Origin of the sequence: Actinomadura sp. WAC 06369, assembly GCF_003947565.1 — a bacterium.
Lineage (GTDB): Bacteria > Actinomycetota > Actinomycetes > Streptosporangiales > Streptosporangiaceae > Spirillospora > Spirillospora rifamycini.
In genome coordinates, this window is record NZ_QHJN01000070.1 from 1 (window position 1) to 20,384 (window position 20,384).

General features: G+C 75.5%; 22 protein-coding genes. 8 read left to right on the forward strand and 14 right to left on the reverse strand.

Annotated elements, in window-relative coordinates:
• The 8 genes from DMH08_RS19925 to DMH08_RS19960 all read right to left on the reverse strand — a co-directional run.
• On the reverse strand, positions 1-1,001 hold a 1,001-nt coding region (locus DMH08_RS19925), incomplete at its 3' end, for a CATRA conflict system CASPASE/TPR repeat-associated protein (protein WP_199747903.1).
• On the reverse strand, positions 998-1,333 hold the full coding sequence (locus DMH08_RS19930) for a CATRA system-associated protein (protein ID WP_125616832.1): 336 nt from the start codon (positions 1,331-1,333) through the stop codon (positions 998-1,000). The genes DMH08_RS19930 and DMH08_RS19925, both read right to left, overlap by 4 nt.
• A 5-nt stretch (positions 1,334-1,338) precedes the next feature.
• Positions 1,339-2,709, reverse strand: a complete 1,371-nt coding sequence (locus DMH08_RS19935) for a macro domain-containing protein (protein ID WP_158642352.1) — start codon at positions 2,707-2,709, stop codon at positions 1,339-1,341.
• An 82-nt stretch (positions 2,710-2,791) separates the two neighbouring features.
• Positions 2,792-4,309 carry a hypothetical protein gene (locus DMH08_RS19940; protein WP_125616838.1) on the reverse strand — a complete coding sequence of 506 codons (1,518 nt, stop codon included), beginning with the start codon at positions 4,307-4,309 and terminating at the stop codon, positions 2,792-2,794.
• Positions 4,310-4,320: 11 nt separating this feature from the next.
• Positions 4,321-5,427: a cyclophane-forming radical SAM/SPASM peptide maturase GrrM/OscB gene (gene grrM / locus DMH08_RS19945; RefSeq protein WP_125616841.1), complete on the reverse strand. Its 1,107-nt coding sequence runs from the start codon at positions 5,425-5,427 to the stop codon at positions 4,321-4,323.
• Positions 5,424-6,245 (reverse strand): hypothetical protein, encoded by an 822-nt coding sequence (locus DMH08_RS19950; RefSeq protein ID WP_125616844.1) that lies wholly within the window; start codon positions 6,243-6,245, stop codon positions 5,424-5,426. Before DMH08_RS19950 ends, grrM begins: the two co-directional genes overlap by 4 nt.
• Before the next feature lie 132 nt (positions 6,246-6,377).
• Entirely contained in the window at positions 6,378-6,572 is a 195-nt protein-coding gene (locus DMH08_RS19955) for a hypothetical protein (RefSeq protein ID WP_125616846.1), read from the reverse strand.
• 133 nt (positions 6,573-6,705) lie between these two features.
• Entirely contained in the window at positions 6,706-7,887 is a 1,182-nt protein-coding gene (locus tag DMH08_RS19960; protein ID WP_199747904.1) for a cytochrome P450, read from the reverse strand.
• Positions 7,888-8,040: 153 nt separating this feature from the next.
• Here DMH08_RS19960 and DMH08_RS19965 point away from each other — a divergent pair, with 153 nt between their 5' ends.
• Both DMH08_RS19965 and DMH08_RS19970 read left to right on the forward strand, forming a co-directional pair.
• A complete protein-coding gene (locus DMH08_RS19965; protein ID WP_199747905.1) occupies positions 8,041-8,850 on the forward strand; it encodes an SAM-dependent methyltransferase in 810 nt (269 codons plus the stop codon).
• A 30-nt stretch (positions 8,851-8,880) separates the two neighbouring features.
• Positions 8,881-9,510 carry a hypothetical protein gene (locus DMH08_RS19970; protein ID WP_125616855.1) on the forward strand — a complete coding sequence of 210 codons (630 nt, stop codon included), beginning with the start codon at positions 8,881-8,883 and terminating at the stop codon, positions 9,508-9,510.
• Here the strand turns inward: DMH08_RS19970 and DMH08_RS19975 are convergent.
• The gene (locus DMH08_RS19975; RefSeq protein WP_034516508.1) at positions 9,458-10,267 is read right to left on the reverse strand and encodes an MBL fold metallo-hydrolase; all 810 of its coding nucleotides are present in this window, start codon (positions 10,265-10,267) and stop codon (positions 9,458-9,460) included. The genes DMH08_RS19970 and DMH08_RS19975 overlap by 53 nt on opposite strands.
• Before the next feature lie 47 nt (positions 10,268-10,314).
• On the opposite strand from DMH08_RS19975, the gene DMH08_RS19980 reads away from it, so the two are divergent.
• Positions 10,315-10,731, forward strand: coding sequence for a MerR family transcriptional regulator (locus DMH08_RS19980; protein WP_026400863.1), 417 nt, complete (start codon positions 10,315-10,317; stop codon positions 10,729-10,731).
• A 24-nt stretch (positions 10,732-10,755) separates the two neighbouring features.
• Here DMH08_RS19980 and DMH08_RS19985 read toward each other — a convergent pair whose 3' ends face one another.
• Complete coding sequence (locus DMH08_RS19985) at positions 10,756-11,343, reverse strand: TetR/AcrR family transcriptional regulator (protein WP_026400862.1); 588 nt, start codon at positions 11,341-11,343, stop codon at positions 10,756-10,758.
• 80 nt (positions 11,344-11,423) lie between these two features.
• Here DMH08_RS19985 and DMH08_RS19990 point away from each other — a divergent pair, with 80 nt between their 5' ends.
• A complete protein-coding gene (locus DMH08_RS19990) occupies positions 11,424-12,947 on the forward strand; it encodes a CocE/NonD family hydrolase (protein WP_125616859.1) in 1,524 nt (507 codons plus the stop codon).
• 40 nt (positions 12,948-12,987) lie between these two features.
• Here DMH08_RS19990 and DMH08_RS19995 read toward each other — a convergent pair whose 3' ends face one another.
• Entirely contained in the window at positions 12,988-14,151 is a 1,164-nt protein-coding gene (locus DMH08_RS19995; RefSeq protein WP_125616862.1) for an NADH:flavin oxidoreductase, read from the reverse strand.
• A 44-nt stretch (positions 14,152-14,195) separates the two neighbouring features.
• Positions 14,196-15,026, reverse strand: a complete 831-nt coding sequence (locus tag DMH08_RS20000; RefSeq protein WP_125616864.1) for an SDR family oxidoreductase — start codon at positions 15,024-15,026, stop codon at positions 14,196-14,198.
• A gap of 88 nt (positions 15,027-15,114) precedes the next feature.
• On the opposite strand from DMH08_RS20000, the gene DMH08_RS20005 reads away from it, so the two are divergent.
• The 4 genes from DMH08_RS20005 to DMH08_RS20020 all read left to right on the forward strand — a co-directional run bounded on the left by DMH08_RS20005 (position 15,115) and on the right by DMH08_RS20020 (position 18,227).
• Positions 15,115-15,750 carry a TetR/AcrR family transcriptional regulator gene (locus tag DMH08_RS20005; protein ID WP_125616867.1) on the forward strand — a complete coding sequence of 212 codons (636 nt, stop codon included), beginning with the start codon at positions 15,115-15,117 and terminating at the stop codon, positions 15,748-15,750.
• A 60-nt stretch (positions 15,751-15,810) separates the two neighbouring features.
• Positions 15,811-16,434, forward strand: a complete 624-nt coding sequence (locus DMH08_RS20010; RefSeq protein ID WP_233617700.1) for a TetR/AcrR family transcriptional regulator — start codon at positions 15,811-15,813, stop codon at positions 16,432-16,434.
• Between the two features lie 56 nt (positions 16,435-16,490).
• Positions 16,491-17,108, forward strand: coding sequence for a TetR/AcrR family transcriptional regulator (locus DMH08_RS20015; protein WP_125616870.1), 618 nt, complete (start codon positions 16,491-16,493; stop codon positions 17,106-17,108).
• Positions 17,109-17,213: 105 nt separating this feature from the next.
• Positions 17,214-18,227 carry a zinc-binding dehydrogenase gene (locus DMH08_RS20020; protein ID WP_125616873.1) on the forward strand — a complete coding sequence of 338 codons (1,014 nt, stop codon included), beginning with the start codon at positions 17,214-17,216 and terminating at the stop codon, positions 18,225-18,227.
• Here the strand turns inward: DMH08_RS20020 and DMH08_RS20025 are convergent.
• On the reverse strand, positions 18,133-18,792 hold the full coding sequence (locus DMH08_RS20025) for a DUF2201 family putative metallopeptidase (protein WP_233617701.1): 660 nt from the start codon (positions 18,790-18,792) through the stop codon (positions 18,133-18,135). The genes DMH08_RS20020 and DMH08_RS20025 overlap by 95 nt on opposite strands.
• Complete coding sequence (locus DMH08_RS41740) at positions 18,720-19,733, reverse strand: DUF4132 domain-containing protein (RefSeq protein WP_125616877.1); 1,014 nt, start codon at positions 19,731-19,733, stop codon at positions 18,720-18,722. Before DMH08_RS41740 ends, DMH08_RS20025 begins: the two co-directional genes overlap by 73 nt.
• Positions 19,734-20,384 lie beyond the last annotated feature (651 nt).

Genomic DNA, 20,384 nt, shown 5'->3' on the forward strand with positions numbered 1-20,384 from the left:
GGCGGGGCGGCGTCCGGGGCCGGGGCCGGGAGCGCGGCGGCGCGGTCGGCGGCGGCCTCCAGGTAGCCGGACGCGTCGTCGAGCGCCTCCAGCAGCCAGCGCGCCAGGTCGCGGTCGTCGGCGAACGGGCCGGCGGCGAACGCCCCGGGGTCGTCGAGCGCGCGGCCCATGTTGGCGTCCGCGATCTCCACCGTGCGGCGCAGCGCCCGCAGCTCGGCGACCGCCGCGCGGGCCCGCGCCGCCGGGGCCGTCCCGTCCGCGACGGCCGCGAGCAGCCCGCGGACGTCCCCGTCGCGGTTCCACACCCGCAGCTCGTACCGGAGCTTCGCGGCGTGCAGCAGGTACCGGCCGAGGGGCGGGACGGCCGGGTGCCCGGCCGACCAGGCGAGCGCGCTCAGCTCGGCCTCGTCGGCGGCGTCCGCGACGATCAGCAGGTCGCGGCGGGCGCGGTCGTCGTCGCCCGCGGAGACGTCCCAGACCCCGACGCGTTCCCGGACGGCGGCGCCGGGGCCGCGGGGCCGCCGCGGCCCGTCCGGCAGGAGCGGGACGAGCCGGGCCGCGTCGGCGTCGGACGGCGCGGCGAGGCCGGGGCCGGTCGCGAGGTAGGCGCGGGCCTCGCCGAGCAGGTCCGCGGTGCGGCCCGCGGCGAGCGCGCTCCACCACCGGTCGAGGTCGCGCCACCCGCCGCCGCCGTCCGGGCCGGCGGCGCCGTGCCGGGGCGCCAGCGCCGCGGACAGGACGAACGCGTCGTGGTGGCGGCGGTAGACGGCCTGGTAGTCGTCGTCGGGGTTCTCCTGCGCGGCGAGCGGGCCGTCGCCGCCGGACGCCGGGTCGGGCAGGTCGCGGGGGAGGCCGGTGCCGGGAATCGGGTCGTGCATGCGGAACAGGTGCCGGGCGCCCTCCCACAGGTCGCGCAGCGCGCGGTGGGCGTGCGGGGCGCGGGGCCCCTCGGCGGGCGCGAACAGGTGGACGACCAGTTCGGCCCGCGGCCCGCCGGTCACGGCGCCACCGCGCCGTCCGGTCCCGTGCGGTCGGCGGCGGGCGCGCCGCCGTCCCACCGGGACAGCTCGTGGACGAGGACGTTCGCGCGTTCGCGCACGTCGGGCGGGCACGGGACGGCGGTGTCGCCGCCGCCGATCCGGGTGACGCGCGGCTGCGACGCGGCGGCCAGGGCGGCGGCGGCCCGCAGGACCGGGTCGGGGTCGGTGCCGCCGAGCGCCCGGCCGAGGTCGTCGAGGAGCGCGGCGACGCGCGTCCAGTCGCCGGGCGCCAGCCGCCGCCCGGTCAGCTCGTCCAGCACCATGCCGGCCTTCCGCCGTGCTCGGGACGTCATGGGCGTCACTTCCTCTCGCGCGGGCCCGCCTCGGCGACGGGGTCGTGCGGCCGGTCCGGGAGCGCGTGCAGGTACGCCGCCATCCGCTCGACCGGGTACCGCTCCACGTCGCCGGGCGGCACCACGACGCGGAGCTGCGCCGCGACCGGGCCGTGCCGGGACGCCTCCAGGAACGAGTCGACGAGGGCGGCGAACAGCTCGTCGTAGGGGCGGTCGACGCGGGAGAGCCCGGTGCCGGGCAGCGCCAGCGCGACGGGGCGCCGCTGCCCGTGCGTCTCGACCGCCGCCCACAGGCGGCGCAGCGCCGCCCGCAGCTCCGCCGGGCCGGACCGGGCGACGAGGTCGTTGCCCATCCGCGCGTAGGCGACCGCGAACACCAGCCGCCCGTTCCGCCGCAGCGGCGCGACCGTCCCGAGCGGGTAGCGCGCCAGCTTGCCGTGCCGCTTGTCGGCGCGCCGCTCGACCGCGACGGGCGCGCGGCCGTGCAGCGCGGCGCGCAGGTCGCGGTCGAGGCGCGCCCGGTCGCCGCCGTAGAGCCGGTGCAGGAGCTGCCCCTGGACGCTCGCCGCGCTGATGACGAGGTCGCCGTCGGTGGCGGTGTCGAAGGTGTCGGTGAACCCGGCGACGAGGTGCGCGTCCTCCTCGGCGAACAGGTCGCCGGACGTGACGGCCACCGACGCCGGCGGCGCGGTGAACTCGCGGCGCAGCAGCCCGGCGGTGCGGGCCCGCACCCGTGCCCGCAGCGCCGCGACGGCCGCGGCGAGGTCGGCGTCGCCGGGGCGTTCGGCGGCGAGCGGCAGCGCGACGTCGAGGGCGGCGCGGGGCCGGCCGAGGTCGGTGTAGACGTCGACGAGGTCGCGGCGCGCCGACCCGTACCAGGCGTGCAGGCGGCGGATCGGCTCCGCCGCGAACGCGCGGTCCTCGGCGTCGAACAGCGGGCGCCCGCCCCACAGCGACACCGCGCGGGCCAGCAGCTCCGCGGCGGTCGCCGTGTCGCTGTGCTGCGCGCGCCGCACCAGCTCGTGGAACTCCAGCACGTCGACCTGCGCGGGTTCGAGGTGCAGCCGGTAGGCGGAGACGCGGCCGCGTTCGGTGCGCAGCACCGTGGACGTCTCGCCGGGACGGCCGGGATCGAGGAGGCGCCGCAGCTCCAGGATGCGCTTCTGCACGCTGACCCGTTCCTCCCGGCGGACGGTCCGCGCCCCGGGGTCCCACACGTCGCGGTACAGCTCGTCCACGGTGACGGACTCGTCGCCCGCGACGGCCAGCCGGATCAGGACGGCCGCGGTCAGCGGCGCGGGCCGCACCCGGCGGCCGCCCGCCTCGACGACCGTCCGGCCGAGGAGGGTCAGCCGGATCCCGCTCGTTCCGCTCATTCCGGCCGCCATGCCCCCTGCCCGCCCGTCGGGAGACAAGGCTAACGAAAGGGCATGATCGAAGTCAGTGCACCGGCCGATGTCAGCCGCGGTGGCCGCGGCACCACCGGGCGAGCGCGTCGAGGGCGAAGCACAGGTGCGGGCGGTCGCGCCGGTCGGCGCCGCCCGCGACCAGCGCCGCCGCGAGCGCCGGGTCGAGCAGCCCGTCCAGCCCGTGCCCGGCGCGCCGCGCCGCCGCGTCCGGAACCGGCCCCGCGGCGAACAGCGCCCGGTCGACGTAGAAGGGCCCGGACGGCGGGCGCGGGCCCCCGGTCCAGTACCGCGCCGGGGGGCGCCGCGCCGTGCGGCGCCCGTATCCCTCCTCGGGATGGTCGAGCAGCCGCGGGCACAGCCGGCCGATCGCGTACCGGTGCCAGCGGTCGCCGAGCCGCCACCGGTACGGCAGCGCGGCGACCGCGTCCGCCCACCCCGGGTCGAGCAGCGGCACCCGCCACGCCGCGCCGCCGAGCGCGGCGTGGTCGGTACCGCCGCCGAGCGCGGCGAGGTTCGCGCCGATCTTGTGGTGGCCGTACTGGGCGCGGAAGAACTCGCCCGCCGCCGCGCCCAGCGTCCCGTGCCCCGGCAGGACCGCCGCGAGCCGCGCCCGCACCGCCTCCGGCGCGAGGGCCGCGCGCAGCTCCGGGACGAGCCGGGCGCGCTCGTCCGCCCGGAACGGGTCGGGGAAGCGGCGCGCGAGCAGCTCCACCGCGCCGCGCGCGGGGCGGCGCGCCGCCCGCAGCGCCGACCGTCCCCGCGCGGGCAGGTGGTACGGGCGGGCGTACTCGCCGTGGTAGCCGATCAGGACGGGCGCGTCCGGCGGGTCCTCGGCCAGGTGCGCCATCCCCGCCCAGTTCGTGACGGGCAGCAGCCCGCTCGTCGGCCGCGCGATCCGGTCCGCGCCCGCCTCGACCGCCGCGGCCCCGACCGCCCGGACCGTGTGCGGCAGCCCGAGGTCCCGGGCGATCCCCGTCGCGACCTCCCGGTCGAACGACCCGGGCACCCCGGCGACCAGCAGCCGCGGCCGGTGCCCGCCCGCCAGCAGCGCGGCGAGCAGCAGCCGCGCGTCCAGCCCGCCCGACATCGACAGCGCGGCCCCGCCCGTCCCGGCCGCCCGCGCCACCGCGCCGCACAGCGCGTCCACGGCCGCGTCCGGCGACGGTTCCGGCGGGGGCGGCGGGTCCGGGACCTCGACGCGGTGCCCGCCCCGCGTCAGCGTGACGACCGCGCCCGGCGGGACCGTCCGCAGCCCCGCGTCGAGCGACGCGTCGCCCAGCAGGTGCCCGAACCGGAGGTAGTCCGCGACGGCCTCGGCGTTCCACCGCAGGCCCCGTCCGGCCGCGGCCAGGGCGTCGTCGACGCACCCGCCGTGCGCGAGCGTCCCGCCCGTGTCGTACACGTGGACGACCGCGCCCGACCGTCCGGCGACCAGCGTCACCCGGTCGCCGCCGGCGACGGCGGCCACGAACCGCCCGTCCGCGCGCGTCAGCTCCGCGGCCCGCCCCGACCGGACGAGCGCCCCGATCCGCGCCTCCGGCACCGCGCACCACCCGCGCACTGTCACCCCCGCCGCCGTCATCCTGGGGGTCCGGTGCGTTCGAGGGTGTCGAGGACGACGTCGGCGACGGCCTTGATCGCGAGGGTGCAGAAGGCGGTCTCCGCGCAGGCGAACGTGCCGTGCTCGGCCCACTTGTTCGCGGGCGCGCCGCCGCCGCACAGGGCGAAGTACTCGCACGCGCGCTCGCAGGCGCGGCGGCCCCGCGCCACCTCGGCCGCGAGCCGCGCGAAGCCCGGCCGGACGCGGTCGAGGGCGAAGCCGTCCTCCAGCACGTTGCCGAGCACGAAGTCGCCGTGCGCGGGGCTCCGCCAGCCCAGCAGCTCGGGCGAGAACGACGCGACGTCGCCGCCCGCCGAGACCGTCAGGATCGCGTACGGCTCGCACTGCGTGTTCCGGACGGGCAGGTCGTGCAGCAGGACGTGCTCCCGCATGGTCGCGAGCTCCCGCACCCGCACGCCCGTCCGGTCCGACCAGTCCGCCACCGCGCGCAGGAAGTCGCGGTACCCGGACCGGAACCCGGCCGTGCCGTGCAGCGTCGACACGTTGCCGCCCTCGGTCTCCTCCGGGTTCAGCCCGAGCGACCGGGGCCGCAACGCCGCCATGAACTCCAGGTACTCGTCCCGGTGGGCCAGCGTGGCCGGGGTGACCACCGAGATGACGTCGAACGGGATCCCGGCGCCGGCGAGGCGCGCGACGCCCTTCATCGCCCGCGCGTGCGTGCCCCCGCCCGCCCGCGTGCGCCGGTACGCGTCGTGGACGGTCGCGGGCCCGTCCAGGCTCACCCCCACCCGTACGCCTTCGCGCGCGAAGAACTCGCACCACGCGTCGTCGATCAGCAGCGCGTTCGTCTGGAGGGAGAACCGGAGGCGGGTGCCGAGCGCCGACCGCAGCGTCCGCGTCGCCGACGCGTAGAAGGCGCGCGGCGCGGTGAGCGGCTCGCCCGCGTGCCAGCGCACCTCCAGCTCGTCGCCGAGCCGTCCGGACGCCGCGAGGGCGCGGGCCGTGGCCGCCACGACCTCGGGCGCCATCAGCGTCCGCGCCGACCGGTCCGGGAGGTAGCAGTACGCGCAGTCGATGTTGCAGAAGCCCGTGGCCTGCATGACGAGCTGCCGGACCCGGGTCATCGGACGGCCGCCGACAGGTCGTTCGACATCAGCAGCGACACGTCCGGCATGCCCCGCTGGTTCGTCGCGCCGTCGTGCAGGACGCCCTGGGTGTTCAGCAGGTACGCCTGCCCGGGGCGCAGCTTCACCCGGATCACCGGGTAGTCCGGGCACGCGTCGAAGAAGGCGTCCTTCAGCGCGCGCGCCGTCTCCGGCACCGGCCGCCCCGCGTTCTCGACCATCGCTATGAGGCCGGGCACCCGCAGGTTCACGAAGTGGAGGTACCGCTCGCGGAAGCCGATGTTGACGGACGCCAGCAGGAACGAGCGGTCCCGTTCGTCCAGCGGGTACCCCTGCTGGTCGTCGAGGTGCAGGCCCATGTAGACCCTCTCGTCGAAGTTGAACGCGGTGGAGAGCCGTCCGGGCGCGTGCACGACCGCGTCGGCCGTCCGCACCCGGTCGCACGCGTACCCGGTGCGGCGGACGAGCGCGTCCACGGCGCGGTCGCGGGCCGTGCGGACGGCCGCCGCCAGCGCGTCCCGGTCGTCCCCGGCGAGCAGCGGCAGCACCTCCGCGCGGCACGCGTCGAGCGTCGCGGCGCCGACGTCGAACACCGTGAGCCGCTCGTGCGGCGCGGCGCCGGGGGCCGCGGCGTCCGGCCGGAGGAGCGCGGACTCCCGCGCGGTCAGGGGGCGCCGGCCGGGGCGCGCCGTGCGCGCGGCCCCCTCGGCCGGGGCGCCCGGCGCGTCCGGCAGCGGCCGGACGCCCGGACTGATCGTGAGGTCGGCGGGGGTGAACAGGTCGGAGGCGATGTGCAGGGTGAGCCCGGGAAGGAGCATGGACGACCACCGTTCTCGGTCGGTGCGGGGGCGCGCGGCCCTCGGGCCGCGGCGCCCCCGCGAAGCCGGGAGTCGGCACGCGCGCGGGCGTGGGCCGGCGAGACCCCCGGCCTCGCGGACGGGCGCGACCGGTCAGTCGCTCCAGCTGTTCCACGGGCTGCGGCAGGAGCCGCGCCGCGGCGCGGGGGCCGCCGCCCGCGCGTCCCGGACGCGGTCCGCCACCGTCCGCGCCGCGCCCGTCTCGCCGGACACCGTCAGCGGGGGCGCGCCCGCCGCCGAGACGGCGAGCAGCCGCGCCGCCAGGTCGTTCTGCCGCCGGTCGTCCATCTGGACCTCCTGAAGGCCGGGATCGTGACGGCACCAGCAGACCGGTGCGCCGGCTTGCGCCGAAAGCACGAAACCGCTTCCGGACCGCTTCCGGCGCCGCGCCTCCCGGCCCCGCCTCCCGGCCCCGGCCGCGTCAGCGGCGGCGGGTGATGCGGGACGGCAGCGCCGCGAACCCCCGGTCGTTGGACGAGCGGACGCGCTTCGCGTTCGCCTCGTCGATCTCGTAGTCGGCGACGAGCCCGGTGATCTCCTCCAGCGCGATCCGGGCCTCCAGCCGTCCGAGGTTCGCGCCCAGGCAGTGGTGGCGGCCGTTGCCGAACGCGAGGGACGCGCCCGTGTCGCGGTCGAGGTCGAACCGGTCGGGGTCGTCGAACACCCGCGGGTCGCGGTTCGCGGAGCCGGTGAGCAGCAGGATCCGCGCGTCCGCGGGGATCGTCGCGCCGTGCAGCTCGACCGCCTCGGTCGTCGTCCGGGCGATCGCCTGCGTCGGCGGATCCCAGCGCAGCGTCTCCTCGATCCAGTCGGGGATCCGCCCGCCGAACGCCGCCGCCCGCGCCTCCGGGTGCAGCCACGCCGCGTGCCACGCGTTGCCGAGCAGCAGCATCGTCGTCTCGATGCCCGCGCCCACCAGCAGGATCAGCACCCCGACGATCTCCTCGGGGGTGAGCCGGTCGGCCCCGTCCGCCGCGTCGAGCAGCCCCGACAGCAGGTCGCCCCGGCGCTCCCGGCTCCGCTCGACCGTCAGCTCGGTGTAGTACCCGACGAGCGCGCCGATCGCCTGCAGCGCCTCCGGCGGCAGGTCGTCGCCCTCCTCCTCCCGGTACATGATCGCCATGCCGAGGTCGCGGACCTTCGCGCGGTCCGCCTCCGGGACGCCCACCAGCTCGGAGATCACGTCCATCGGGAACCGCGCCGCGAAGTCCGTCATCATGTCGAACGCGTCGCCCTCGACGTACGGGCGGACGCACTCCCGGGCGATCTCCCGGATCCGCGGCTCCAGCTCCATGACGCGCCGCGCCGTGAACGCCCGCGACACCAGCCCGCGCATCCGGGTGTGCCGCGGCGGGTCCATCGCGACGAACGAGAAGAACTTCTCCGCGTCCGGACCCCAGAAAGCGGGCTCCAGCCGCAGTCCGTTGACACTGGAGAAACGATTCGTGTCCTTCAGCGCCGCAATGACGTCCTCATGCCGGGACAGGGCCCAGAAATCGTCCTTGTCATTCCGGTAGACCGGCGACTCTTCGCGCAACCGCGCGTACACCGGGTAAGGGTCGTCCTGGATCGTGAAGTCGAACGGACTGTAGAAGGTCTCCACGGCGATGTTCTCCCGGTTCGGCGGCGCGCTGCGGAAGCGATCCTGCCTGTTCCGGGGGACGCCCGCCACCAATTCACGACAACTCCGGCCCGCCCGCGTCCCGGTCATGCGGGCGGACGCAATAAAGTAAGCCAAAACATGCGGGAGGCGCCCATGGAACCGGTTCCACCGGGGATCGATCCGACGAAGGCTCACCCTTCGCGCCGCTACAACTACTGGCTGGGCGGCAAGGACAATTTCGCGGTCGACCGCGAATCCGCCGAGACGGTCGCGTCCGGCTTCCCCACCGTCGCCCTCGCCGCCCGCGAGAACCGCAAGTTCATGGCCCGCGCCGTCCGGTACCTCGCCCGCGACGCCGGGATCACCCAGTTCCTCGACATCGGCACCGGGCTGCCGTCGGCCGGGAACGTCCACGAGGTCGCCCAGGCGATCGACCCGGCGTCCCGCATCGTCTACGTCGACAACGACCCCGTCGTCCTGGTCCACGCGCGCGCCCTGCTGACCAGCTCGCCGGAGGGCCGCACCGCCTACATCGACGCGGACCTGCGCGAGCCGGAGAAGATCCTCGCCGCCCCCGAACTCGCCGCGACCCTCGACCTCACCCGTCCCGTCGCGCTGATGCTCGTCGCGATCATGCACTTCGTCTCCGACGACGAGGACCCGTACGGGCTCGTCGCGCGGCTCGTCGGCGCCCTCCCGCCCGGCAGCCACGTCGTCATCACGCACGCCACCGGCGACCACCTCACGCCCGACCAGTACGAGGAGGCCGTGGAGACGAACCGCCTCAGCGGCGTCCCGTTCAGCCTCCGCACCCGCGCCGAGTTCACCCGCTTCTTCGACGGCCTCGACCTCGTCGACCCCGGCGTCACCAACGTCGTCGAGTGGCGCCCCGACCTCCCGCCGCGGCACCGCCCCAGCGTCGAGGACGTCTCGATGTACTGCGCCGCCGCCCGCATCCCCTGATTCGCCCGCCCACCGCGCGGGCATGCACCGGTGAGCGATGCCCGATGTGCGCTCTGGTTCCTCGCCGCCTACCTGCCGATGATCGCGCTCACCCCGCCGATGCACGCCCTGCACCGCCGCTGGGGCCTCGCCGTCCCGGTCGTCCTGGCCGTCCTGGTGGCCCTCGGCGACGCCGCCCGGCTGTGGGCGGACGTCCCCCACGGCGGCACGGCCAACTACCTCCTGATGTGGCTCGCCGTCCACCAGCTCGGCTTCGCCTGGCACGACGGGCGGCTGCGCGCGCCCGCGGGGCGGCTCCTGCTCCTCGCCGGGCTCTGCGGCCTCGTCCTGCTCACCACGGCCGGCCCGTACCCGGTCAGCATGGTCGCCGAGCCGGGCGCGGCCGTCCAGAACACGGCCCCGCCGACCCTCGCCCTGCTCTGCCTGGCGGCCGCCCAGGCGGGCGCCGTCCTCCTCCTGCACGACCGGGGCGGCCGATGGCTGCGGCGCCCCCGCGGCCCTGCCGGCGTGGACCCTGGCGGCCTACCTGGCCGGCGCCGCCGCCCTCCACCTCCAGCGCGCCTGACCGGCCGCGGCAGGCCCGCCCCGCGCGCGGGCACGCCCCCGCCTACGGGGCCGGGGTGCGGTAGCGGTCGAGTTCCCAGGGGTCGTGGGCGCTGAAGACCTCGACCTGGTCGCCGTGCCGGCGGAGGAGTTCGCGGAGCCGGGCCTGGGTGCCGAGCCTGAGGTCGCGGTGGGTCTCCGAACTGGTCTGCACGAGGTCCAGAACCGGGTGCGGGTGCGGGTCGGGGTCGAGTTCCCGGTGGTAGTAGTAGGCGTCCCCGCAGTGCAGGAGCCAGCGGTCGCCGTCGTGCACGGCGACCCCGGTGTGGCCGGCGGTGTGGCCGCCGAGCGGGACGAGACGGAATTCCGGGCCGAGCCCCTCGGGCCGCAGGGAGACGAAACCGAACCAGTCGGGGCCCGAGTCGGTGGCGTAGGCGACCCAGTCCGGGTCGTGTGCCCAGTGGGCCGGGCGGTACCGGAAGCTCGGCGCCTGGCGGGCGGCCGCGTCGAGTTCGGCCGCCAGGACGTGGACGCGGGCGGCGGGAAAGTCGGGCAGGCCGCCGCAGTGGTCGACGTCCAGGTGGGTGACGATGATGTGGCGCACGTCGTCGGGCGAGTAGCCCAGCCCCGCGATCTGCCGTATGGCGGTCTCCCGCTCGTCCAGTACCGGCTCCGCCAGCTGGACCCAGTCGGCGCCGAGGGTGCCGGCGGGGTCGCGCACGTCGTCCAGGCCCAGGCCGGTCTCGACGAGGACCAGCCCGTCGGAGTCCGTCTCGACCAGCAGGCAGTGGTTGACGGCGTGTGCGGGAGCCGGGCCCCGGTAGGTGGCTTCGATCTGCCGGACGGACCCGCAGTTGAGGTGGTGGATCTGCATGGCGGCCAGCCTGTAACTTGAACCGCGGTTCAAGTCAAGGAGGAGCGATGGGCGGGACGCTGCTGGACATTTCCGAGGTGGCCGAACGGTCCGGGCTGACGGCGTCGGCGCTGCGGTTCTACGAGAGGCGCGAGCTGATCTCCCCGGCGGGACGCAACGGGCTGCGGCGGATCTACCGGCCGGACGTCCTCGACCGCCTCGCCCTCATCTCCTGCGCCCGGAGCGCGGGGTTCACCATCGCCGAGATCGCCGGCTTCCTGCGGGCGACGCCCGGCGACGACGCTTTGCGCGCCCGCATGGCCGACAAGGCCCGGGCCCTGGAGGAAGACATCGCCCGCCTCACCCGCATGCGCGACAGCCTCCACCACGCATCGACCTGCACCCACACCCCGCTCGTCGAATGCCCCCACTTCAAAACCACCCTCCGCGACCCGCGGCAACTCGGGGACGCCGAACCGGAGTGATTCCGGACGCCCGTCGCCCGGCGGTCATTCGGTGGGTGGGGGTGTGCAGAGGCGGTCGAAGGTCTCGATGAGGGCCGCCATGTCGACCGACGGGTCGAGGAGCCACTGGAGCTGGAGGCCGTCGGAGACGGCCACGAGGAGGCGGGCCAGGTGCTCGGCGTCCTCGTCGGCGCGGACGGTGCCGGCCCGGCGGCCCGACTCCAGGCCGCGGGCGATCGTGGCGGTGAGGTCGCGGTAGCGGTCGGCGAAGAAGCCGTGCGCGGGGTGGGACGGGTCGGTCGCGGCGGACGACAGCGCGACGAACAGCCGGACGAGGCCCGGCTGGTCCATGTTGTGCCGGACGGTCCGGGCGACGGCCTCGCCGGGGCCGCCGGACTCGGCGCAGGCCGCGAGGTCGAGGGTGTCGCGGCGGCGCAGGACGGCGAGGAGGAGCTCCTCGCGGGAGCCGAAGTAGTGCAGGACCCCGGCCTGCGACAGGCCGACGCGGTCGGCGATCTCCTGGAGGGACGCGTCGCCCCGGCGGGCGAACACCTCGAGCGCGGTGTCGAGGATCTGCTCCCGTCGCCGGACGCCCTTGCGGTACGGGCCGCGCGGCTTGCGTTGGGTCGTCACGGGCCCGACCGTACTGCAGGCCCGGAAATGAGATGGTTTCGTGTCTGGACGCGAAACCTGAATTTCATTAGGTTTCCGGCATGCGCTCCAAGATCGCGGCCCTGGCGGCCGGAACCGTTCTGCTGCCGGCCGCCTTCGCGGCCCCGCCCGCCGCCGCCGACGAGGCGTCCGGGCGGCGCACGGTCGAGGTCGCGTCGTTCGACGGCACGAAGATCGTCACGAACTTCTTCCCGGCGCCCGGGCTGGCGAAGGGCGAGCGCGCGGAGTCCGTCCTGCTGGGGTCGGGGTTCGGCGGGCGCGGCGCGACCGACCCCGAGTCGGGCGAGCTGGGCTACCTGCTGGACGCCGGGTACAACGTGGTCACCTGGAACCCGCGCGGGTTCGGGTCCGGCGGGGCGGTGCAGATCGACCACCCGCAGGCCGAGGGCCGCGACGTGCGGAAGCTGATCGACTGGATCGCGCGGCAGCCCGAGGCGAAGCTGGACGGGCGGGGCGACCCGCGGCTCGGCATGGCGGGCGGCAGCTACGGCGGCGCGATCCAGCTCGTGACGGCCGGGATGGACGACCGCGTGGACGTGATCGTCCCCGGCTACACGTACCACTCGCTGAACGACGCCCTGTACCCCAACCGGACGATCAAGGCCGGGTGGGCGTTCGGGCTGTGCTCGGCGGGCCTCCAGAACGGCAACCGGTTCCACCCGCGGGTCTCGTCGATCTGCCTGCGCGCGCTGGCGACCGGGACGGTCACGAAGCCGGACGAGCAGTGGATGCGGGAGCACGGCCCCGACTTCCTGATGAAGAACATCGACATCCCGACGCTGTTCGTCCAGGGCGTCACCGACACCCTGTTCCCGGTGAGCCACGCCGTCGCGGGGTACCGGAAGGTCAAGGCGAACGGCGCCCCGGTGAAGATGGTGTGGACGTGCGGCGGCCACGCGAACTGCATGGACGCCGAGCACGACGCGTCCGTCGACCGCGAGGCGACGCTCGCGTGGTTCCAGCGGTACCTGCGCGGCGACCGGAGCGTCCGGACGGGCCCGGAGTTCACGTACCCGGACAACACCGGCGCCCGGCACTCCGCCGCGGCGTTCCCGCCCCCGGCGGCGAAGCCGGCCCGCGGGTCGGGCGAGGGCACGACGCTGTTCAGCCCGGCCGACAACTCCGGCGCCATGTTCACCGGCGGGTACTCGCGCAACGCGATCGAGGTCCCGGTCGACGCGCCGGACGGCGGGGTGCTGGTCGGGGCGCCGAAGCTGACGATGCGGTACAAGGGCCGGGCGACGAACGCGAAGACGTCCGTCTACGCGCAGCTGGTCGACGCGAGCGTCCCGGTGCCGGGCGACCTGCCCGCGTCGGTGATCCCGCCGCTCGGCGAGGGCATCCCGCAGGTCGTCAACGGGATGGTGACCCCGGTGCCGGTCACGCTGGACGGCACCGCGCGGCGGCTGACGATCGACCTGGAGGACGTCGTGTGGCGGCTGCGTCCCGGCTCGGAGCTGAAGCTCCAGATCATCCCGAACAGCGCGGTGTTCAACCAGCAGCGCGCCGCAGGCTGGATCACGGTGGACGCGGCGACCGTGACGGTCCCGACCGCCGCGGGCTGACGTGCCGGCGCCGGGCCCCGGCGGGGCCCGGCGCCGCCGCTCACGCCAGCACGCAGTGCGTGCCGCTGAAGATCGTCGGCATGCACTTGTTGCAGTGGATGCACAGCGACTTCGTCGACGCGTCGGCCTGGATGCGGTTGATCAGGTCGGGCTCGCGCAGCAGGGCACGGCCCATCGCGACGAACTGGAAGCCCTCCGCCATCGCGAGGTCCATCGTGGCGCGCTCGGTGACGCCGCCGAGCAGGACGAGCGGCAGGTCGAGCGCCGCGCGGAACTGGCGGGCGCTGTCGAGCAGGAACGCCTCCTCGTACGGATACGCGCGGATGAACTTCTCGCCCGCGAGCCGGACGCCGAGCTTCAGCGGCTGCGTGAACGTGTCGGCGAACTCGCGCACCGGGGCGTCCCCGCGGAACAGGTACATCGGGTTGAGCAGCGAGCTGCCCGCGGTGAGTTCGAGGGCGTCGACGGTGCCCTCCTGCTGGAGCCACGTCGCGACCTGGAGGCTCTCGTCGAGCCAGAACCCGCCGGGCACGCCGTCGTCCATGTTCAGCTTGGCGAGGATCGCGATGCGGTCGCCGACGGCCTCGCGGACGGCGCGGGCCGCGCCGAGCGCGACCTTCGCGCGGTTCGCGAGCGAGCCGCCGTACTCGTCCGTCCGCTTGTTGAGCTTCGGGGAGAGGAACGAGCTGGCGAAGTAGTTGTGCCCGAGGTGGATCTCCACGGCGTCGAACCCGGCCTCGATCGCCATCAGGGCGGCGTCCGCGTGGGCGCGGGTGACGCGCTCGATGTCGGCGCGGGTCGCCGCGCGCGTCATCCGCATCGACATGGGGTTGAACGACCTGCTCGGCGCGATCGACGGCACGCCGTTGGAGCGGCCGTTCGCGACGGGTCCGGCGTGCCCGATCTGGGCGGACGCGGCGGCGCCCTCGGCGTGCACGGCGTCGGTGAGGCGGCGCAGGCCGGGCAGCGCCTCGGGGCGCCAGTGGATCTGGTCGTACTCGGTGCGCCCGTCGGGCGCGACCGCGCAGTACGCGACGGTCGTCATCGCCACGCCGCCGGCCGCGTGCGCGCGGTGGAACCCGACGAGGTCGTCGGTGACGAGGGCGCCCTTCGTCATGCCCTCGAAGGTCGCAGCCTTGATCGTGCGGTTGCGCAGGGTCAGCGGGCCCAGCCGGGCGGGCTCGAAGATGTCCGGGGTGGTCATGTGCGCCTCCAGGCGGTCAGAGCTGCACGGTCAGAGCTGCACGGTCAGAGTTGCCACGCGGTCGGCTGCGCGTCGGGGCGCATCGCCGCGTCGGTCCCGCCGTCCACGAACAGGACGGCGCCGGTGGTGAAGCGGGCCTCGGGCTTGAGGAACTGGTGGACCCAGAACGCGATGTCCTCGGGCTCGCCGAAGATCCCGAGCGGCATCGGGGTGGGGAACCGGTCGGGGTCGAAGTCGGCGTCGGCGCCGGTCGAGCCGGTCATCAGCGGGGTCAGCACGGCGCCGGGCGCGATGGCGTTGAGCAGCACGCCCTGCCGCGCCCACTCGGGGACGACGGCGGTGCGGCGCACCCAGCGGGCCAGCGCGAACTTCGAGGACGCGTACGCGACGATCGACGGCGGCGCGAGTTCGGCGAGCTCCGCCGGCACCTCCCGCGCGGCCTCCTCGGCCCGCGCGCGGGCGGCGTCCTCGTCGCCCGCGAGGGCGTGCCCGACGAGCGCGTCGTCGATCATCGGGACGGTCGTCGCGGAGTTCGACGCGATGACGACGGCGCGGCCCGCGCCGGAGCGGGCGAGGGCGGGGCGCAGGCCGTCCAGCACGGCGACGGGCCCGAAGTAGTTGATCGACATCACGGCGGCGGAGTCCGGCATGTCGGGCCCGACGCCCGCGATGGCCGCGGCGCCGTCGAGGGTGCCGCCGCTGCGCTCCAGGACTTCCGCGACGGCCGACGCGCGGCCCTGCGCGGTGCCGAGGTCGGCGATGACGTCCGCGTCGCGCAGGTCGACGCCGATGACGGTGTGCCCGGCCTTGACCAGGACGTCCCGGGTGGCGGCGCCCATGCCCGACGCGGTTCCGGTGACGGCGAAGGTTCCCATGCCCGATCTCCTCACGGTCGGTCAAATCGCTCACACTATTCAATCACTGATTGATTTGTGATTGCAGCAGGTGTGGTGCAATGTCCGCATGGCCCCTGCCCCGACCTCCACCCGCGACCGGCTGCTCGACGCCGCCGAGCGGCTGTTCCTCGCCAAGGACGCCGACCAGGTGTCCGTCCGGGCGATCAACGCCGAGGCGGGGCTGAACCCCGGCGCCGTCCACTACCACTTCGGCTCCCGGGAGGGCCTCGTCACCGCGCTCCTGGAGCGGGAGCTGCTGCCGCTGTGGGGGGAGCGGCTGGAGGGCATCGCCGAGCGGTCCGCCGCGAGCGAGGACGGCGGCGCCCCGTTCGCCGTCGCGGACCTCGTCGCCGCGATCGTCGAGCCGTTCGAGGAGCTGGTCCGCACCGGCAAGGGCCGCATGCTCTGCCATCTGCTGGCCCGGTCGGTGCTGGCCGCGTCGCGGCTGCCCGCCAGCTCCCCGTGGTTCGGGCAGGCGCCGTTCGAGGTGATGCTCGGCCGCGCGCTCCCGGACCTGACCGTCCGGGAGGTCGCCGACCGGTGGCGGCTGGCGTTCACGCTGCTCCTGGAGATCTACGGGCGCGCGGTCGCGCCCGCCGACGCGCCCGCCGCGCCCCTCCCCGAGACCCGCACCGTGATCGCGTTCGTCACCGCCGGGCTCACCGCGCCGCCCGCGGACCGCGACCGGGGCCGCCCGCGGTAGCGGGAGCGTCCAACGGACGCCGTGCGTCACGTCACCGACTGATCACGTAAAGTGATATCCGTGGAACGACTTGAGCTGGACGGGCTGCTCGACACGGCCATGCGCCTGTTCGCCGAGCTGGGGTACGACGGGACGTCCCTCCAGCTCGTCGCGGACGCCGCCGGGGTGGGCCTCGCGGACGTCCGCGAGGCCGTCGGCGACGGCAAGGCGGAGCTGTACCGGGCCGTGATGCGGCACGCCGACGAGGCCGAGCGCCGGGCGCTGGCGCCCGCGCTGGACAGCCTCACCCCCGACCTGGACGCCTACTTCCGCGTCATCGACGCCTACCTGGACTTCTACGTCGAACGCACCGACATCCTCGCGCTGTGGATGCACCGCTGGATGGGCGACGCCGCCGACGTCCCCGGACTGGAGGCGCAGTACAGCGCGTCGCCCACGCGCGACTTCCTGGACCGGGTGCAGCCCTTGATCCCGCCCGACGTCGAGCCCGAGCACCTGGCGTGGACGACCGTGTGGTGCGTCTTCGGCTTCCTCAGCGGCGGCATCGTCTACAGCGACGGCCGGCCGATGCCGGAGCAGCTGCGCGGCCAGGGCCTGGGCCCCCGCGACCCGGAGGCCGTGGAGCGGTTCCGCGCGTACCTGCACGTTCTGATGCGGCGCCTCCTCGCTCCGCCGCCGGCCTAGCGGCACGGGCCGACCGCGGACCGAGCGCGCCGAAGCGATCACCTGGAGTGAGAAGTATGCGGACGGAGGAGGAAGACCGGCTGCTCGACACGGCCATGCGCCTGTTCGCCGAGCTGGGGTACGACGGGACGTCCCTCCAGCTCGTCGCCGACGCCGCCGGGGTCGATGTCGCGGACGTCCGCGCGGTCGGCGAAGGCAAGGGCGAGCTGTACCGGGCGGTGTTCGTGCGCGCCGACGAGGCCGAGCGGCGGGCGCTGGAGCCGGCGCTGGCCGCCTTCACCCCCGACATGCCGAGCGTGCTGCGGCTCGTGGACTCCTACCTGGACTTCTACGTCGAGCGCACCGACATCCTCGGGCTGTGGATGCACCGCTGGATGGGCGACGCCGCCGACGTCCCCGGCCTGGAGGACTACTACACGAGGCCGCTGGCGACGCGGGTGGTCGACACCGTCCGCCCCCTGGTCCCGCCCGGCATCGACCCCGACCACGTGGTGTGGACGACCGTGTGGTGCGTCTACGGGTTCCTGAGCGGCGGGCTCGTCTCCACGGACCGGCAGGACGGCCAGCAGCGGCTGGGCGGCCGGGGGACCGGGCCGCGCGACACCGCCGCCGTCGAACGCTTCCGCGCCCACCTGCACATGCTCGTCACCCGCATGCTGACCCCGCCGCCCTGACCTCGCGCCGCCCCCGAGGCCCCGGCCCGGCCCGTCCCGCATCGGGGTCCGGCCGGTGGGTACGACGAGCCCGTCGGAGCACGCGGCGCACGGAGGTCGGGGGAGATGGCGGAGATGCTGGCCGGACGGCTGGACGTGCGGACCCGGAGGTTCGCCGTCAAGGAGGTCCCGGTGCCCGAGCCGGGGCACGGGGAGGTGCGGATCGCGGTCAAGGCCGCGGGCGTCTGCCTGTCCGACCTGCACCTGATCGACGGCACGCTCAGCCCGCTCTACCTGGGCGGGGACGAGGTCACGCTCGGCCACGAGGTCGCGGGCGTCGTCGAGTCCGCCGGCGAGGGCGCGACCCGGTTCGCCCCCGGACGGCGCGTCCTCCTCCTGGCGGGCGAGGAGGACCCCGACGGGACGATCCGCACCCGCGGCGTCGACTACGACGGCGGCTGGGCGCAGTTCGCCGTCGCCGCCGAGCGGACGGTCGTCCCGATCCCCGACGCGCTGCCGTTCGAGCAGGCGTGCGTCATCCCCGACGCCGTCTCGACCCCGTGGGCCGCCGTCGGCACCACCGCCCGGACGCGGCCCGGCGAGGCCGCGGGCGTCTGGGGGCTCGGCGGGCTCGGCGCGCACGCGGTCCTGCTGCTGCGCCTGCTCGGCGCCGCCCCCATCATCGCGATCGACCCCGTGGAACCGGCCCGGGAGCGCGCCCTGCGGTTCGGCGCCGACGTCGCGCTCGACCCGGGCGACGCCGGCTTCGGCGACCGGGTCAGGGCCGCCACCGGCGGCCGCGGGCTCGCGGTCGCGTTCGACTTCGCGGGCGTCTCCGCCGTCCGCGACCAGGCGCTCGGGGTGCTCGGCCGGGACGGGCGGCTCGTCCTGGTCGGCCTGAGCGGACGGTCCGTCACCATCGCGCACGACACCCTGTTCAGCTACCTGCGGCAGCAGGTGCTCGGGCACTACGGTTCCGAACCCGAGCACGTCGAGCAGCTCGTCCGGCTCGTCGAGCAGGGCCGCCTCGACCTCGCCGAGTCCGTCAGCGACGTCCTGCCCCTCGCCGACGCGCCGCAGGCCGTCGAGCGCCTCGCGAGCAAGGAAGGCGACCCGATCCGGCTGGTCCTGCGCCCCTGAGGACGGGCGTTCCGCCCGGATCCCGGCGGGATATCGGTCCAAGATCATAAGGTGCGGCGGGTGAAACCCTCAGCCGGTCCAGGCCGAGCGAGCCCCACATGTGGGCGAGCCGCTCGCCGCCGCCGTGGGACAGGTCGGCCAGTTCGAGCAGCTCCCCGCGCGCCGCCGCGCCGCCCCGCAGCGCCGCCCGCACCACCTCGTGCAGTACCTCGTCGCCGAGCCGCTCGGCCGTCCCGTCGTCCGCCTTCGGCAGGCCGGACCGGCGGAGCCGGCGCAGGGCGACGTGGTTGATGGAGACCTCCGCGGCCAGCGTGAAGACCGGGTCGGCGCGCAGCTCCTCGTCCACGTAGAGGTGCCGGTGCATCAGGTGGCGCGCCTCGTGGAACAGGACGAACTTGACGCCGTCGGGGTCGAGCTCCGTGAAGAAGGACGGGTTGTAGATGTGCCTCCCCGCGTCCCGCGAAACCCGATCCCGTCCCCGTCCCCGCGTCCTCAGGCCAGGACGGCCGTGAGGTCGCCCAGCACCTCCGAGGCGGTCACCGGATCGAGCTCGCCGAACGCGCACCGCTCCCTTTCGCGGCGCGTGTGCGAGGACCAGCCCGGTTCCGGGTCGGTGCCGATCCACACCGCCTCCATCTTCTGGTCCCCGGACTCGGTGACGTAGCCGACGAACAGCCCCGGATCCAGCGTGACGACGACGTACCGCCCGTTCCCCGCCGGGCGGACGAGGCATTCGATCCCGCCGTCGGAGTTCACCGGCCCCCGCAGCCAGCCGCGCCGCTCCAGCCGGAGCACGTTCCCGACCGGGACGGGCGTCCCCTCGAAGCGCGCGAGCCGGTCACCGGCCCGCTCCGGCGCGGTCAGCTCGTGCACCTCGCGGTCGAGCTGCGGGAACGGCTGCGCGATCTCGTAGTCGGCGAACAGGCGCGTCCAGTTCCGCACCGCGGGCCCGAGGCGCGCCGGGTGCGCGATGCCGATCGCGGCGCCGTCCGGCGGCGTGTACGCGCGGTCGGCGGCGTCGGCGAACGTGCGGTCCTCGGCGATCCGGAACGCCCGGCCCGTGCCGTCGTGCTCGGCCATCCACACCAGCCGCCGCGCGACATGCCACATCAGCGGGTGCTCGACGAAGAACTCGCGGAACTCGTCCGCGCTCCACCGGCGGCCCGTCGCCATCGCGAGCTCCATCCGCCGCAGCTGCACCCCGGCGACCGCGCGGACGTCCTTCTTCAGCTCGGCGAACCGGCGGTGGGCCGCGGGCGCGAGTTCGGCGTCGTCGCGGACGCCCGGCTTCGGGAGGTTCGCCCGGACCTTCCCGCTCGCGTCGACGACGTACGGCCGCAGCGACGCGTCGAACCCGGCGGTGAACCGCCGCGGCCCGTAGTCGAGGACGAGCGAGCCCGCCGCGTCCAGCCCGAAGTCGGGGACCAGCCGGTCGCCGAGCTGCTCCGCCGTCAGCCCCCGCGCCGCCGCGATCTGCTCGACCTTCTCCTGCGCGTGCTTGCGCAGCCCCTTTGTACTTCACCGTCTGCGCGATGCCGTGCACCTCGCGCAGCGCGAGCTCGCTCCCGATCATGGCGATGACGTCCAGGCCGCGCACCGCGAGGTGGTGGCCGCCGCTCCCCGGCCAGGCGCGGACGAGCGGGACGAGCGTGCGCACGGTCCGGTCGTCGCCCAGCCGTCCGAGCGCGGTGAACTGCCAGGCGTGCTCGGGCCGCCCGCCCTTCTCTCCCCAGTGCTTGTACAGCGCCCAGCCGAACTCGGCGAGGGAGTCGGGGTCGCAGGCGTCCAGCGCGTCCGCGAGGCCGGGGGCCGGATCGTCCGGTTCGGAGATCGCCAGCAGGGTGAGCAGGGTCCGGACCGCTTCCTGCGACAGGGCGCGCTCCCGCCCCCGCAGCAGCACCTGCGGCAGCACCGCGGCGTTCACGTCGAGCGACGCGGGGATCTTCCGCCGGGTCGGTTCGTCCGAGGCCAGGAGCGCCTCCACGGTTTCGACGGCGCGCGCCCCGTGGTCCCGCGCGGCTTCGGCGACCGCCTCCCGGTCCAGGAACGGCAGCGCGTGCTCGGCGGCCTCCCGGGCCTTTCCGGGGCTGCCGAGCGCCACCGGGACGAGGTGGCGCGCCGCCCCGGCCCCGTGCCGCTCGAACCAGGCGAGCACGG